The sequence below is a fragment of the Acinetobacter sp. 778_lipA genome, from assembly GCF_058242985.1.
On sequence record NZ_JBZAYT010000001.1, the window covers coordinates 2,751,632 to 2,767,598 of the forward strand.

General features: G+C 37.6%; 13 protein-coding genes. 8 read left to right on the top strand and 5 right to left on the bottom strand.

The window, feature by feature from the left end; translation table 11 throughout:
• The first annotated feature begins 143 nt into the window (after nucleotides 1–143).
• The 5 genes from AC4CUY_RS13155 to gltP all read left to right on the top strand — a co-directional run bounded on the left by AC4CUY_RS13155 (nucleotide 144) and on the right by gltP (nucleotide 6,712).
• Entirely contained in the window at nucleotides 144–1,637 is a 1,494-nt protein-coding gene (locus tag AC4CUY_RS13155; RefSeq protein WP_336953980.1) for a TolC family protein, read from the top strand.
• A 13-nt stretch (nucleotides 1,638–1,650) separates the two neighbouring features.
• On the top strand, nucleotides 1,651–2,907 hold the full coding sequence (locus AC4CUY_RS13160; RefSeq protein ID WP_419327943.1) for an HlyD family secretion protein: 1,257 nt from the start codon (nucleotides 1,651–1,653) through the stop codon (nucleotides 2,905–2,907).
• 2 nt (nucleotides 2,908–2,909) lie between these two features.
• The gene (locus tag AC4CUY_RS13165; protein ID WP_419327942.1) at nucleotides 2,910–4,043 is read left to right on the top strand and encodes an ABC transporter permease; all 1,134 of its coding nucleotides are present in this window, start codon (nucleotides 2,910–2,912) and stop codon (nucleotides 4,041–4,043) included.
• Complete coding sequence (locus AC4CUY_RS13170; protein WP_419327941.1) at nucleotides 4,036–5,145, top strand: ABC transporter permease; 1,110 nt, start codon at nucleotides 4,036–4,038, stop codon at nucleotides 5,143–5,145. Before AC4CUY_RS13165 ends, AC4CUY_RS13170 begins: the two co-directional genes overlap by 8 nt.
• A 277-nt stretch (nucleotides 5,146–5,422) precedes the next feature.
• Nucleotides 5,423–6,712: a glutamate/aspartate:proton symporter GltP gene (gene gltP / locus AC4CUY_RS13175; protein ID WP_262086234.1), complete on the top strand. Its 1,290-nt coding sequence runs from the start codon at nucleotides 5,423–5,425 to the stop codon at nucleotides 6,710–6,712.
• A gap of 138 nt (nucleotides 6,713–6,850) precedes the next feature.
• Here gltP and AC4CUY_RS13180 read toward each other — a convergent pair whose 3' ends face one another.
• On the bottom strand, nucleotides 6,851–7,177 hold the full coding sequence (locus AC4CUY_RS13180) for a hypothetical protein (RefSeq protein ID WP_336953984.1): 327 nt from the start codon (nucleotides 7,175–7,177) through the stop codon (nucleotides 6,851–6,853).
• 103 nt (nucleotides 7,178–7,280) lie between these two features.
• Between AC4CUY_RS13180 and AC4CUY_RS13185 the strand changes: the two genes are divergently transcribed.
• Nucleotides 7,281–7,730 carry a hypothetical protein gene (locus AC4CUY_RS13185; protein ID WP_483770861.1) on the top strand — a complete coding sequence of 150 codons (450 nt, stop codon included), beginning with the start codon at nucleotides 7,281–7,283 and terminating at the stop codon, nucleotides 7,728–7,730.
• 152 nt (nucleotides 7,731–7,882) lie between these two features.
• Here the strand turns inward: AC4CUY_RS13185 and AC4CUY_RS13190 are convergent, their stop codons facing one another.
• The 4 genes from AC4CUY_RS13190 to AC4CUY_RS13205 form a co-directional block, all read right to left on the bottom strand.
• Nucleotides 7,883–8,008 (bottom strand): KGW motif small protein, encoded by a 126-nt coding sequence (locus AC4CUY_RS13190; RefSeq protein ID WP_336953986.1) that lies wholly within the window; start codon nucleotides 8,006–8,008, stop codon nucleotides 7,883–7,885.
• A gap of 124 nt (nucleotides 8,009–8,132) precedes the next feature.
• Nucleotides 8,133–8,657, bottom strand: coding sequence for a hypothetical protein (locus AC4CUY_RS13195; RefSeq protein ID WP_419360489.1), 525 nt, complete (start codon nucleotides 8,655–8,657; stop codon nucleotides 8,133–8,135).
• Nucleotides 8,658–8,710: 53 nt separating this feature from the next.
• Nucleotides 8,711–12,544: a phosphoribosylformylglycinamidine synthase gene (gene purL, locus AC4CUY_RS13200; protein WP_419360491.1), complete on the bottom strand. Its 3,834-nt coding sequence runs from the start codon at nucleotides 12,542–12,544 to the stop codon at nucleotides 8,711–8,713.
• Nucleotides 12,545–12,729: 185 nt separating this feature from the next.
• Nucleotides 12,730–13,470, bottom strand: coding sequence for a hypothetical protein (locus AC4CUY_RS13205; RefSeq protein ID WP_336953990.1), 741 nt, complete (start codon nucleotides 13,468–13,470; stop codon nucleotides 12,730–12,732).
• A gap of 492 nt (nucleotides 13,471–13,962) precedes the next feature.
• On the opposite strand from AC4CUY_RS13205, the gene AC4CUY_RS13210 reads away from it, so the two are divergent.
• Nucleotides 13,963–15,303: a deoxyguanosinetriphosphate triphosphohydrolase gene (locus AC4CUY_RS13210; protein ID WP_490774224.1), complete on the top strand. Its 1,341-nt coding sequence runs from the start codon at nucleotides 13,963–13,965 to the stop codon at nucleotides 15,301–15,303.
• Entirely contained in the window at nucleotides 15,303–15,965 is a 663-nt protein-coding gene (locus AC4CUY_RS13215) for a hypothetical protein (protein ID WP_336953992.1), read from the top strand. Before AC4CUY_RS13210 ends, AC4CUY_RS13215 begins: the two co-directional genes overlap by 1 nt.
• Nucleotides 15,966–15,967: the final 2 nt, after the last annotated feature.

Genomic DNA, 15,967 nt, shown 5'->3' on the forward strand with positions numbered 1-15,967 from the left:
TTTTGATTATAATTTAATCACATCTATACTCATTATCGAAACTACAAAAACCACACATATTAAAGTATACATTTAGATTATTTATTCTAGTCATTCAAGGTTAGAATAGTCTCAAATTTAAACAAATGCTGATGATTTTTCAGATGAAATTTAGAACTTGCTATTCACTTAAAGCATTATCAAAATTGATACAAGTAAGCAGCTTTGTAGCCTTAAATACGGCCTTTGTATCCGTCACGTTTGCTGAAAATCTAAGCTATGTACAAGCAGAACAATATTTACTTGAAAACTCTTATACCACCCAAGCCAATCAAGCACTCAGTCAAGCTTCTAAACTTCAAGCAGAAGCCGTCAAAAATATTGGTCTACCTCGCATCGATTTAAATGTACGTGCCTATAAGTTTCATACTGAAACAGATATTCCACTAAATGGGGTCAAAAATAATCTAGAACAGACGCTTTCACAAGGGGTGAATGATCGGGTTGATCAATGGCAATCTGAACAGAACATTCCATCGAATATCACAGATCCTTTAAAACAAGGACTAAACCAAGGAATTCATAGTGGTATTGGCTTAATTCCAGATACAGCCAATGTTGTCCTTGAAGATCAAGTTGTTCGCCCTACAGTTTCTGTGATGATGCCAATTTATACTGGCGGGATTACCTCGACAACAAAGCAGATTGCCAATTTAAAAGTTGAACGTAGTCAACTCGATGCTAAACAACAGCAAGATACACAACGTTTTGAAGTGATTCAGGCGTATTTTAATGTGCAATTACAACAACAGCTATTCAATGCCAGTCAATTCAATCTGAGTGCAATGCAACAACACTATGACAATTCACTCAAACTTGAAAAACAGGGATTTATTAGCAAAGGACAACGCATGCAATTTGAAGTTGCGCGCAATAATGCCCAGCGTTCAGAACAAAATGCTTCGGCAAATTTACAAGCCAGTCAGTTCCAACTTCAAAATTTATTGCATAAATCCAAAATTGATCAATTGACGACACCTTTATTTGTCAATCGTCAGCAAAGCCAATCACTCAACCAACTCCTTGCTTCTTATCCTGAAACTTCAAGCCTAGTTCGAAAAATGCAAATGGATACACAGCTTGCCAATCAGAATGTCAAAATCCAGAGCGCCGCAAAAAAACCAACCCTTTTTGCGTTTGGAGAATATAGTTTAGATCAAAACCAAAATTGGATTGTGGGTGTTGCTGCTCGCTACAACCTATTTTCAGGGATTGATAAGAACAAAAATGTCCAAGCAGCTGAATTACAGAGATATGCAACAGAGCTTATGACAGCGCGCACCCAACAAGAGATTGAGAATATTATCTACAAATCCTATAGTGAGCTCGCCACAGCACAGCAGTCCAATCAATTACTACAACAAAATGAACAAGCAGTGTTAGAGAATTTAAGAATTCAACAATTATCATTTAAAGAAGATATGGGCACCGCCACTCAAGTCATCGATGCACAGAATCAACTCAGCCTACTCAAAACCGAAAAAGCACTCAATGCCTATAAATACGTGCTCTCCCTAGCAACTTTGCTACAAAGCCATGGTTCTATTGAACAATTCAAAGACTACGTCAATCAAACTAATACAGATTATATTCGTTAAGATGGAGCATAAAATGACAAAACAGCATGACCATCACAATGGACAAAATGATTCATCTTCAACTTCGCAAGCTGATGCAAACTCAGATATTTCATTAAATGAAAATTTAGTTCATCCAGAAATGAATACACAAAACAATACAGATCCGACCGCTTTATCTGATGCAACTGTAGCGCAACAACCTACAGCCGACCAAATTGAATCTGAAAAAGACACACCAATCAAAGATTCGGCACAGGAACAAAGTGCTGCGACAAACATCAACAACGATCAAAAACCTTCTAAAAAGAAAACTATTCTGGTCATTGGCGCAATAATTTTTATTCTATTATTGGGATTGATTGCGTTTGGTCTATGGAAAAGTTATCAGCCTAAAACAGTAGATGTTCAAGGACGTGTTGAAGCTGAAACATTACATGTCAGCACTAAAGTTCCGAGTCGGATAGAAGGCATCTTTGTCAGCGATGGTCAAAAAATTAAAAAAGGACAACTGTTAGTTACTCTAAGTAGTCCAGAAATTGCTGCAAAAAAACAACAAGCCCTGGCAAGTTTACAATCCGCCTTAGCCTTACAATCGACAGCAGACAGAGGTTCTCAACAAGAAAATATTGATACCTTATATGCCAATTGGCAAAGTGTAAAAGCGCAAGAAAATCTTGCAAAAATGACCTACCAACGTGGGGCTAACCTCTTTGCACAAGGGGTTATCTCGCGTCAACGACGTGATGAAATGCATGCCGCTGCACAATCAGCCACTCAAATGAGTGAAGCTGCTTATCAGCAATATGCACGTGCAAAACGCGGCAGTACCACTGAACAAAAATCTGGGGCTGATGCACAAGTCGAGATCGCGAAAGCCGCTGTTGCGGAAGCCAATGCTTTAGATGCAGAAACCAAACTATACTCTCCTGTAAACGGCACTGTATCTAAAACTTACGGTAAACCCTCAGAACTGGTGGCTATTGGTGTTCCTGTTGTGAGTATTATTCAAGATGAAGAAAATTGGGTCAGTTTAAATGTCCGTGAAGATCAATACACCCAAGTTTATCAAGCAAAAAGCTTAGATGGTTTTATACCCGCACTCAATAAAACAGTGTCATTTAACATCAAAAATATAGATGCTGAAGGTGAGTTTGCAACCATTAAAACCACACGTCAGACAGGTGGTTATGATATTCGTAGTTTTAAAGTTAAGCTTACACCCGCTGAAGCCGTACCTGAATTAAAAGTAGGCATGAGTGTGATCTTTAAATTAAAAGAGAGCCAATAAGCATGTGGACGGGCATGTTAAGAGAGCTTCAATATTTGCTCAAGCATAAATGGGATTTATGCTTAGTCACACTTGCCCCGCTCTTTGTGATTATTTTATTCAGTAGTATGTTTTATGCAGGAAAAGCTGAACATTTACCGATTGCAATTATTGATCAAGATCAAAGTGAACTTAGTCGCAATATAGAAAAGTATCTTAGTCATAATCATACGGTTTCAATTTACACTGTATCAGACAATCCCAATGAAGTTGAGTATCTGCTCAATCAGACCAAGATTTGGGGATATGTGCATATTCCAGCAGGTGCTGAACAACGTCTGGTTCAAGCACAAGATTCACAGATCAGTATTGCTTTTAATCAGTCTTATTTTAGTATTGGCAATGGGATTTCTTCAGCGATGCTTCTCTCTACAGTTGAAGCGATTGCTGATTTTGCAAAGAATTCATATTTTGAAAATAAAATTCCTTATGCTGAACTTTCCACAGCAAATATAAAAATTTCTCCCCTGTTCAATCCCAATCTCAGTTATGAGTTCTATTTAGAACCCTTTATGATTCCAGCAATTTTGCACTTATTGCTGTGTTGTTGTGTGGCTTTTGCAGTGGGTCAAGAATTGAAATACGGCACATTAAATCAATGGGTTCAAGACAAATCTGTACTAAATGCACTTCTGGCAAAAAATATGGTCTATGTGTTAATTTTCTGTTTTTGGACTTGGGTATGGCTGTTTTGGCTGGTGGTAATCCGAGGTTGGTTCATTGCTGGTAGTTTATGGATGATTTTACTTGGACAGTTCTTACTTTATTCAGCCTATGCACTGATCAGTAGTAGCGTCGTTCTCGCAACTAAAAATTTATCTAAAACTTTTGGATTTATTGCAGTCTATGGTGGCTCTTCGCTAAGTTTTGCAGGTGTCACGCTTCCCTTAAATAATGCACCAATTTTTACCAAATTTTGGGCCAACATTATTCCCTATACACCTTATGCGAAATTACAAACTGAGCAATGGGTTGTTGGCAGTCCTAGTTTTATTTCGATGGTTCCTTTAGCCATCCTTGCTGCATATTGTATTTTCTATTTTGCATTATCAAGTTTACTCCTCAATAAAAATTTAAGGGGAGTAAAACATGATTAAATTCTTTAAAGAGCTCGCTCGATACTATGTAGACACTTTTAAAAATATTGGGAAAAACTCGTCTATTTTGACCACTATGGTGCTTTCAGTATTTTTTTATAGCATTTTTTATCCTACAGCCTATAAAGCGCAAACTGCTGAAAGTTTGCCGATTATTATTGTTGATGAAGAACAAAGCTATCTGAGCAATACCATCATTACTGAAGTTGCCAAAAGTCCCAATATAAAAATTACTGAAATCACTGGAAATTTTGAACAAGCAAAACGGATGGTTCAAGAGCAAAAAGCCGATGGTATTTTGTTATTACCTGAGAACCTATCCAATAGTGTGGTTCGAGGTGAGGCTGGTGGTATTGGTCTATATCTCAGTAGTGCTTATTTTCTTAAAACCAAACAGATTGGTTTAGGCTTAGCCACTGCAATTGAAAATGCCGTTGCAGAACAAGCCGAAAGGTTTGGCAAAATTTCACATTTCCAAGTCGCGCTTCCGATCCATCAAATTCCGCTGTTTAACACACTTTCAGGATATGGCAGTTATATCTTTCCTGCAATTGCGCCTCTGATCATTCACCAGACTATTGTTCTAGGATTGTGCATGTTGATTGCGGGGTATCGTGAAAGACGATGGCGAGCCACAACTACTGAGTTTTTGGGAATCTATTTAGCAGCACTCACGATTGGTTGCCTCGGCTGCTATTATCTATTTGGTTTCACTTACTGGATCAATGACTATCCGAGAGGCGGCAATTTTTGGGGCATGTTGTTTTCCGTTCCGATTTTTATTAGTTGCGTGATTGCAATGGCAATGCTTTTAGCCAGCTATCTAGATATTTCAGAACGTGCTGGACATCTGATCGTTTTCACCTCAATTCCATTGTTTTTACTGTCAGGTGCTGCTTGGCCCTTGCAAGCAATGCCAACTTGGATGCAGTATTTTGCTCATCTCTTCCCGTCCACTCAAGGAATTAATTTATTTATTCAGTTAAATCAAATGGGTGTGCCGATTCAGGTGGTTATTCCAAAGTTAATTTATCTCGTATGCTTAACAGGAATTTTGATGATATGGGCATATATACGCCTAATGCAAACATATAAAAAATAAAAATAGTTGTGTGAAATTTAATTTATATAATGAATTAAAATTAACAATAAAATCGAATCCTTTAATCAAACTGAACTATTTTTAATCATTTGAACGCATTTTTGATAAAAAAGTTAGTACTGCTGACGCAAATAGCGTCAGAATAGGCCATTTTCGAAATACTCTGAATACTCAGAATCTCCCACCCTAAGGCGCCCACATGCTTTAGCGGGATTTCTTTTGTGTTTTTTTGATAGAGTTTTCCTTTTCGCCAAAATCTGAATTTTAAGGGCTCAGTATGAAGAAAATGAGAATTAGCCTTGCTTGGCAAATTGTTATTGCGCTCTTCTTAGGTATTCTTGTTGGTGCTTTTTTGCACAACGCACCTGAAATTCGCGGTGACATCATTGCAAACTTTTTACAACCATTGGGTAAGATTTTCATCAATCTGATCAAAATGATTGTAATTCCACTTGTGCTTTCCATGCTGATTTTAGGAATTGCCAATGCGGGTGACAGTAAAAGTGTCGGTAAACTTGGCTTTAAAACCATTGTTTATTTTGAGATTATTACGACAGTTGCAATTATTGTAGGCTTAGTTGCTGCCAATGTATTCCAACCTGGTGCAGGCATTGATATGTCTACACTGACAACCTCTGATATTTCGCAATATAAAGAAACGACACAGGAAGTCAGCCATGAAGCTCATGGCTTAGTAAATACTGTTCTTTCACTTATCCCACCGAATATTTTTGCTGCAATGGGTGATGGGCACATGTTGCCGATTATTTTCTTTGCAGTCATTTTCGGTATTGGTCTAGGTTCATTGTCTAAAGAAACCAAGCAACCGTTGATTGACGTGTTAAAAGCTGTTTCTGAAACAATGTTCAAAGTAACTCACATGATCATGATGTTTGCACCATTTGGTGTATTCGGCTTGATCGCTGCGACTGTAGCAAACTTTGGTTTTAGTTCATTATTACCATTAATTAAACTTGCTGTTTTAGTTTATGGGGCAATCCTGTTCTTTATCTTTATTGTGCTTGGTTTTGTGGCTAGATTCTGTGGTTTTAGTATCTGGACAATTATCAAAATCTTAAAAGATGAACTTATTCTTGCCTACTCCACTGCAAGCTCTGAAACCGTTTTACCACGTATGATGGAAAAAATGGAAGCTTATGGTGCGCCAAAATCAATTACCAGTTTTGTTGTTCCTATCGGTTATTCATTTAACTTAGATGGTTCAACACTCTATCAAAGTATTGCTGCTATCTTTATTGCACAACTTTACGGTATTGATTTAACCATCACTCAACAGCTTGTTTTGGTCTTGACCCTGATGATTACCTCTAAGGGTATCGCAGGCGTTCCTGGTGTGTCTTTCGTGGTTCTATTGGCAACTTTAGGCAGCGTGGGTATCCCACTAGAAGGCTTAGCATTTATTGCGGGTATTGACCGTATTTTAGATATGGCTCGTACTGTATTAAATGTGATTGGTAATGCACTTGCTGTTCTTGTAATTAGTAAATGGGAAGGCAAATTCGATACTGAGAAACAAAAATCTTATAATTTTGATGCCACACATTAATTTTTTAAGATCAGAAAAACCACCTTCGGGTGGTTTTTTTGTACATGCTTGACTGAGATTACCTACCTTTTAGACTACTTTCAATTCCACTAATCGCTCCAAAAGATTGAATATATGATATGCAGAATAATTAACTTTCTAGCATTGATCAAGATACTGTTTTAATGGCGTTTTACCCTTCTTTAAAATGATTTTAATCTGCGCTTTTTTACCTACTTTGACAAATTCTTGGATGATATAACCATCTTTTTCAAGGCATAAATTCCAATCATAAACTTGCACCCCATGAATTACTAAGCTTTCAACTTTCCATTCGGCCTGTTTTTCAAAATTCACTATCCCCAATTTATTTGTGAATTTTTCATCATATTGATCATCTATTTTTGCAGGATGTACTGATGTTACTAACACGATTTTTACATCAGGAATTGCTACTCCCTGCTCATTTACAACAGTCACAGTCACTTGAGGCTTCTGTGTTTTATATATCGGGTAACAGCTAGTTAAAGAAATCAGTATTGGTACTAGAAATATGCTTCTTTTCATGATCTCATCTATTTAAAAAATTTTGATTTTTCTAAATCAATTCTCTCATATTAATAATTTTTTTTATTTTCATCATCTGACATTTTTGTATTCCCATATAAGCTATCCAAATAAGGCGGCTTATATTTACTTTAAATTATTAAATAGTTACCTTTATATTTTAGATTTCATAGAAGAAAGACCAATGAGAAACAGCTATTTAATTGCAGTCATGCTATCAAACATATTTTTAAGTCAAGCACATGCTAAAAACGATGATGTAGCACAATCTTCTGAATATATTTCTAGTGGCGCAGAGGCTGGAATTGTATCTATTGATGCTATACAGGAAGCAGCTTTGGAAGCTGAAAATGTTGATTTTGACATATCAACAAGTACAGCTGCTTCAGATGCGGCGGCTGCAGCCGCTGATGCTGCAGAAGCTGCTGAACGAGAAGCACAAGCAACAGAAAAACCATCTAAATCAAAATGAATAGAAAGTGCTATTTGCAGTAAACATGCAAATAGCTTGCTCTTGTGTTTATCTCATGAACATATCTTTATCAGAGATAAAAACCACAATAAAGTGCCTTTTGTCATTAGCAACTAAAAACTCTCAATCAGAGAACGTACTCATTTCGTTAGCTACGCGATTAAATATGCACTGAGAATAATCAGCATTTGTATAGCTAAAATAACACTAAACCATTTCCAGCCTTTTTGGCGAAGGATGACTTTATCTGCTGTTGAATAATTGACTGTTCTTATCATTTTATCACCTCATTCTTGCTACATCATGGAACATCTTTGGGGCAAAACATCGGTCTTTTAATAGACAATTTATAACATGCAAAAAATAAACCAACCCTAAAAGTGTAACAAATTTCCAATACCTTCATTGATGTTCATTCGAGGCTTCCCAGTAAAATTTTTTTCCGAATGACAATGAGTTAATCAATTTTCTTTGTTGAATCCACTCAATATGAGGAAAACAATAACCATCCGATTCAGCAAAAAAACGCTGACCTTTTTGATCTATCAACTCGACTTGCACACAAAAATAATCCCCATATAACGTCGAGGGCTTTAAAAGATGACCGTGATCGAAGTCAATTTTAACCATGGCTAAACTTAAATCAGTAAGAAATTTATGATGGACACTTAAGTAATCAACTAAATATTTAGAAAATCTTTGATGGACTTTCTCTAAAAAATTATCGTTAATGTCATGGTGCTGATTCAATAATCTAAAAGTAAAACTAAAGGTATTTAAATGTCTTGCATGCGTATACAGTACGCCTATACCCCAAAAGCCATAATAATCATGATAGCGATTGCTAAACTTATCCAAAATAACTCTTGTCACATCCAATAATCTTTTTTTCATTTTTAGTAAGTATTCAATATTTTCAACCATCATAGATTAAAAAAGCCCCTTACGGGGCTTTTACAATTCATTGACCTAGGATTTAATTAACCAATAAACTTACGCGCATTACGGAACATACGTAACCATGCACCATCTTCCGTCCACTCTTCAGGCTTCCAAGAATGCTGAATTGCACGGAAATTACGTTCAGGATGCGGCATCATAATCGTTGCACGACCATCTTTTGAAGTCACCCCAGAAATCGCTTCAGGAGAGCCATTTGGGTTCAGTGGATATTGTTGAGTCGCATTACCCAAGCTGTCTACATAGCGTAAAATCACTTGATTACCTGCATTTAACGCAGCAAAGTTTTCAGCAGAAGTTTCTGCACGACCTTCACCATGTGCAACAGCGATTGGTAAAATAGAGCCTTCCATACCTTCTAAAAGAATCGATGGAGATTTCTCAACTTTCACATTCACAACACGGGCTTCAAATACTTCTGAAGTATTACGGCGGAAACGTGGCCAGTTGTCTGCACCCGGAATGAGTGGCGCAAGCTGAGCCAACATTTGACAACCATTACAAATACCTACAGAGAAAGTATTGTCCCGGTTAAAGAATTTCTCAAATTGATCACGAAGTTTAGGATTAAACAGCACAGACTTAGCCCAACCACCACCAGCACCTAAAACATCACCATAAGAGAATCCACCACAAGCAACCAGACCTTCAAAGTCGTCTAAATCTACACGACCTGAAAGTAAATCACTCATGTGAACATCAACAGTATTAAAACCAACTTTATCGAATGCCGCAGCCATTTCAACATGACCATTCACGCCTTGTTCACGTAAAATCATCATGTTTGGACGGCGTTCATTGATATAAGGAGCTTCAACAGGCTCATTTAAATCAAATGTTGGTAATGCAATTATACCTTTATGATTTTTATCACCAATTAATGCAAATTCTGAATCAGCTGTTTCTACATTATCACGTAAACGTTGAATTTGATGAGAAACTTCAGTCCAAGCTTGTTGCAATTCAGCGCGATCAAGTATCAAACCGTTCACTGACAATTTATCAGAATCATTGACAGTACCAACAACGCTAATCGCTTCTTTTAAACTTGAAGTTGCAACTTCATCTGTCAAACTTGCCCAGTCTGCTTTAGAAATTTGCAATACTGCACCAATTTCTTCGGCAAATAAGCTTTCAGTAGATTGATCTTCAAGTGCTACACCTAAGCGTGAAGCAAACATCATTTCAGCAACAGTTGCCAATAAGCCACCATCACCAATGTCATGATACGCCTTGATCAAACCGCGATTATTCCAATCTTGAACCAATGCAAAGAATGCTTTGAACTCATCAAAGTTATCAACATCAGGTGTAACAGAACCAATTGCCTTATACACTTGTGCAAGGATCGAACCGCCTAAACGGAACTGACCTTTAGATAAATCAATACGTACTAGAACTGAATCTTCATTTTTCAATTCAGGTGTCAATGTTTTACGAACATCCAACACAGGTGCAAATGCAGTGATGACACCAGACATTGGTGAAGTCACAGATTTATCTTCGCCTTCGTCATTCCAAGTCGTACGCATCGACAATGAGTCTTTACCCACTGGAATTGCGATACCCAATGCAGGACACATTTCCATACCGATGGCTTTTACACCTTCGAATAATGCTTGATCTTCACCTTTTTGACCTGCGGCCGCCATCCAGTTAGCAGACAGTTTAATATCACTGATCTGTTCAATATTGGCACACATGATATTGGTGATGGACTCAGCCACGGCCAAACGTGCAGAAGCAGCAGGATTTAACAATGCAACAGGAGGACGCTCACCCATTGCCATTGCTTCACCGGTATAGCCTTGTAAGCTTGTTGTGGTTACCGCAGCATCCGCAACTGGAACTTGCCAACGGCCCACCATCTGATCACGCGATACCATACCCGTGATTGAACGGTCACCAATGGTGATTAGGAATGATTTTGAAGCCACTGTCGGGTTTTTCAATACACGGAAGATTGCATCTTTTAAATCGACTTTAGATGCATCAAACTCATCACCTTTACGTTGAATCGTTTCGTATGTACGACTCATACGTGGCGTGCCACCAAGCATGACTTGCATTGGCATATCCACTGCTTTGTTTTCAAACAATGGATCGTTTACAGTCAATTGACGTGCTTCAGTCGCTTCTCCCAATACCGCAAATGGGCAACGTTCACGGGCACAAATCGATTCAAATAACTCTAATGATTCTGGTTTAATGGCAAGCACATAACGTTCTTGTGCTTCATTTGACCAGATTTCCATTGGTGACATGCCTGGTTCAAGCGATGGGATTTTACGAAGATCAAGAGTTGCACCCAATTCGTGATCATTCACAAGTTCAGGCATTGCATTGGAAACACCACCCGCCCCCACATCATGTACAGATACGATCGGGTTAAAGTCTTCCATTCTCCAACATGCATCAATCACTTCCTGACAACGACGCTCCATTTCTGGGTTTTCACGTTGTACAGAAGCAAAATCTAGGTTTTCACCTAATTTACCGCTATCTACAGAAGAAGCTGCACCACCGCCCAAACCAATGAGCATCGCAGGACCACCCAGTACAATCAGTAAATCGCCGGGCTGAATTGCATCTTTTTCAACATGGTCAGGACGAATATTTCCGTAACCACCCGCAATCATAATCGGTTTATGGAAACCTTTTACTTCGCCATTAACATTTTGCTCAAAAGTACGGAAGTAACCATTTAACGCAGGGCGACCAAACTCGTTGTTAAATGCTGCACCGCCTAAAGGACCATCAATCATGATCTGAAGTGGTGATGCCATACGAGATGGTTTACCGTAGTTTTCTTCCCAAGGCTGTTCAAAACCTGGAATATTAAGGTTAGAAACCGTAAAGCCTGTTAAACCTGCTTTTGGTTTACCACCACGGCCTGTTGCACCTTCATCACGAATTTCACCACCAGAACCTGTCGCAGCACCTGCAAATGGAGCAATTGCGGTTGGATGGTTGTGGGTTTCCACTTTCATAAGAATGTGGGCAGCTTGGCTCTTATATTTATAAATATGGTGACCCGTGGCTTCATCTTTTTTCGGATAGAAACGCTGTGTGTCAAAACCAACAATTACAGAAGCATTATCTTTATATGCTGACAAAACATCTGTAGGTGATTCTTTATAGGTATTTTTAATCATTTGGAACAATGATAATGGTTGTTTTTCACCATCAATTGTCCACTCTGAACCAAAGATTTTATGACGACAATGTTCTGAGTTTGCTTGAGCAAACATCATCAACTCGATGTCATGTGGGTTACGCCCCATCTTATTAAATGCTGCAGTTAAATAATCAATTTCTTCATCTGACAATGCAAAGCCAAACTCAGAGTTTGCTTTAACCAGTGCATCTTTACCTTGCCCCAAAATATCAATTGAGTTTAAAGGTTTAGGCTCAGTTTCAGAGAATAAAGCTGTTGCGTCATCAATTTTATTGAAAACGCTTTCTGTCATACGGTCATGTAAAATTTGTTTTACTTCATCAGAAATTTCAGAAATTCCCTTTAAAGTAAACAAAACACCGCGTTCTAAGCGGTGTACAGGTGTATTACAGTTGGCAAAAATATCGGTTGCCTTAGATGACCACGGTGAAATTGTACCGACACGTGGCGTGACTAAAATCTGGACTTCGTCACTTGCAGCCTGACGAACTTCAAACGATGCGCCATCGTTTAAAAGCTGTAAAGCAGATTGCTGTTGTTGCTCGTTGAGCGTTTGGTCGAAAAGGTAAACCCATTGGCTTTCTATTGATTGAACAGAACTGATCGACGCAAGGCGTGTTAATAGTTGTGTTTGCTTAAAAGAAGAGTGTGCAGGTGCACCGGCAACGATAAACATGCTGTTTTTGGCTCCACGGGCAGGTTTTGGCAACCCACCTCAATGTGACTTGAAGAGAGCGCATATTCTACTGTGAAAGCAAGATTTCAGCTAGTCATATCCCACTTAAAAAACGCTGAAATCTTGGTTTTAAATATCCGATTTACTTTGACTTTCGTCTTTAAACATGATTCGTAACAATTGAATTATTGAGCTGTATAATGAAACTCAGCCGTTTTAGGATCTTCTTTCGCAATGATTCCGCTTTTTTGATAAAAGACTTTTCCACAAGAAATCTCAGGATCGATTTCACCATCAATATCATAGGATAATCGGACATTGATATGTTCTAAATATGAGTTTTGAGATGCAGAGTCAATGAAAAATACATCTAAACTTTCCATGTTATAGCACACATAGATTTTTTCAGGATGCGAGTTTTTATTCAGATCAATTGTATAGGTATGATCCGCATTTTGAGTCATTCGATCAAGCTTGAGGGCCACCGCATTAACCAAATCGCCACTTTTATTAATCGCATACGCATAGTTTGCCGTATCATTTTTATAAGCTTCGTTGCAGTTTTTAATTGGTTGCCCAATCTTTACCTTGCTAGGTGTAAGATCCTCTATTGTAAATTTAGCTTTTCCATTCAACATACTGCTCGGTAAGATACTCCAATACTGTTTATTTTGAGCATTTGGATCATCTGTCCAAATACAATTATTTGTCAGATGACCATCTGGCGTTTCTTGAAAAGCAAAAGTCGCGAAAGCTTGATCTACTGGTTCAGGCTTGGCAGGAATGCTTTCTTCGATTTCAGCTTTGCTCGCTTCATTTTTTTTCTGAGTTTCGATTTCTTTGTTTTGATTGGATAGATTTTTATCAGTTGGGCTACACCCTGCAAATAGAATAATCATAGTTAATAAGAAGAAATTTTTATTCATGTGTACTCTATTTCTTAAGTGATACAAGGATAATGTTTATTCATTTTAACTGTTTATAGGGATAAACATATTAACTTTAATCATGGAAATTTTCCTAATGTTTGGACTATCTAGATTATAAATTGCTTTACAGATCATTCAAAAATTTACTGCTCAATATTTAGTGGATTGAAAAGATCAAAAATTAACAGGCGATTGTATTATTGGATAATTTTTAGATGATGGTGAACAGCTTTTAATTCGCCTTGATTCTGAAACACCTAATTATGGCTCTGTTGCTGTCGTGAATCCAATTACAGCGAGAGATGATTGGTTTAGTGTTGAAGCCAACTTTTATAACTTCATTATGAATTATTTTGGATATAAGGGTGAAAAATACTGGGAAAATATTTCTCAAATATAAACCGACCAAGACAACTTATGTCGCCCGCCCCTAGTACATTTTCAATAAATTTGGCATCATACGATTAACGAAAGAATGAATAATGATAAATGACTCAAATGCGTTGGTTAGAACTCCTTTCAACAGTTCGTTTAGGTAGTAAAAAGCAAAGTACAGAACAGGCACGAAGTCCATTTCATAAAGATTATGACCGCATTATATTTTCGCAAAGTTTTAGACAACTCAATCGTAAAACTCAAGTTCATCCACTGACCCAACATGATGGTATTCATACACGGCTCACGCACTCTTTAGAGGTGTCATGTATTGGCCGTTCTTTGGGAATGCTCGCTGCTGAAAAAATCAAAAATGAACTCCCCGTTTGGATCTCCCCAGCAGATGTAGGGGCAATTATTCAAGCTGCATGTTTGGCACATGATATTGGTAATCCACCCTTTGGGCATGCTGGTGAATATGCGATTCGTGAATGGTTTGATGATGCTGCACATACAAATTTTTTACAGAACCTCACTCCTGAACAACAAGCAGATGTACGACAGTTCGAAGGTAATGCCCAAGGTTTAAGACTGCTTACTAAAATTGACTATCATCCTCATGATGGAGGTATGCGTCTTACTTACGCAACGTTAGGAGCTTACTTAAAGTATCCTTGGCTTTCTAAGACCATCGAATCTCAAGGAAATACTCCTGCAAGCAAACGCGCTAAATTTGGCTGTTATCAAGCTGAAAAAGAAATTCTTAAACAGATTGCAGATCAACTCGGTTTAATTCAATTGGGTGAGTATCATTGGTGTCGTCATCCGCTGACGTATTTACTAGAAGCTGCTGATGACATTTGTTATGCCTTAATTGATTTAGAAGACGGCATTATTCTCAATATGCTCAGCTATGAAGAAGTTGAACCTATTTTTCTTGATTTGCTAGGAGATTATGGTGTTCCCGCTGAACTCAGTATGCCGTATATGACTTGGCAACAAAAAATTGCCGCTTTGCGTGGTCGTGTTATGAAACGTTTGGTCGATGAAGTAACCACTGCTTTCGCAAAACAACATTATCAAATTTTGTCAGGCCAGCTAAAAGGTTCATTACTGCAATACTGCGCTGAGGATATTGAGATTGGGATTGATCGAGCAAAAAACCTTGCCCGTGAAAAAATATTTGAACACCCGCAAAAATCAGGTTTGGAAATTATTGCCCATCAGAGTTTACAGCATATTTTAGATGCCTTTATTCCCCTTACCACACCGAATAAAACATTAAGTTTTAAAGATGGTCGTTTACTGTCTATATTAGAACGGTTTGGTGCACGCTTTAGTGATCATCACTATGACAATATTATGCAAGTCTTAGATATTGTGAGTAAATTTTCAGACCATCAAGCCTATAACTTAGCGCAAGAACTTCAAGGTAATAAGGTTGGTTTTTTCTGATGAAACGGTTTGTAGATGATGGAATCACATTGAATAAATTTTCTCGGCAACCTATTTTAGTAGAATGTCCATTTTGTTTAAAAAATGCCACCGTCTATACGAAAAAAATTGATGATGTTGATTTTGAGCAACCCTTTTTTAGTTGCCAAAATTGTTGTAAATCATTTGACCAAAAAGCCAAACAAGAAAATAACTTAGGCTATTTCTCTGGGGTTTATTTAGATATTGAAGAAACTTGTCGTTGTAAACGTGGAAAATTTCAGTTTCATCAATACTATGCAAAAAAGAGTTTTGTTCCTCAATTTATTGAATTGAATTGCAACTTTTGCCCAATTTCCAAACGGATCTATCCTAACCAATTTGATATACGCAAACAATTTAATCGCGGCTTCAATACAGATCCTTATTTTGGTTATTGCCTAACACTATGTGTAGCAACAAGAAATGGACTTGTTTTCGCCTATAATCAAGAACATATTAACTGTTTAAAAGATTATATTTCTGCAAACCTTAGACAAAGAACTTATTTAAATACCAATAAAACCTATTTTAATCGTTTACCTGCTTGGATAAAATCTGCCCGAAATCGCAAAGAAATTCTTAAAGCAATTTTGCGTTTAGAGCAAATGGCATCTACTATTCAACCATTAACAAATAAGTGAAC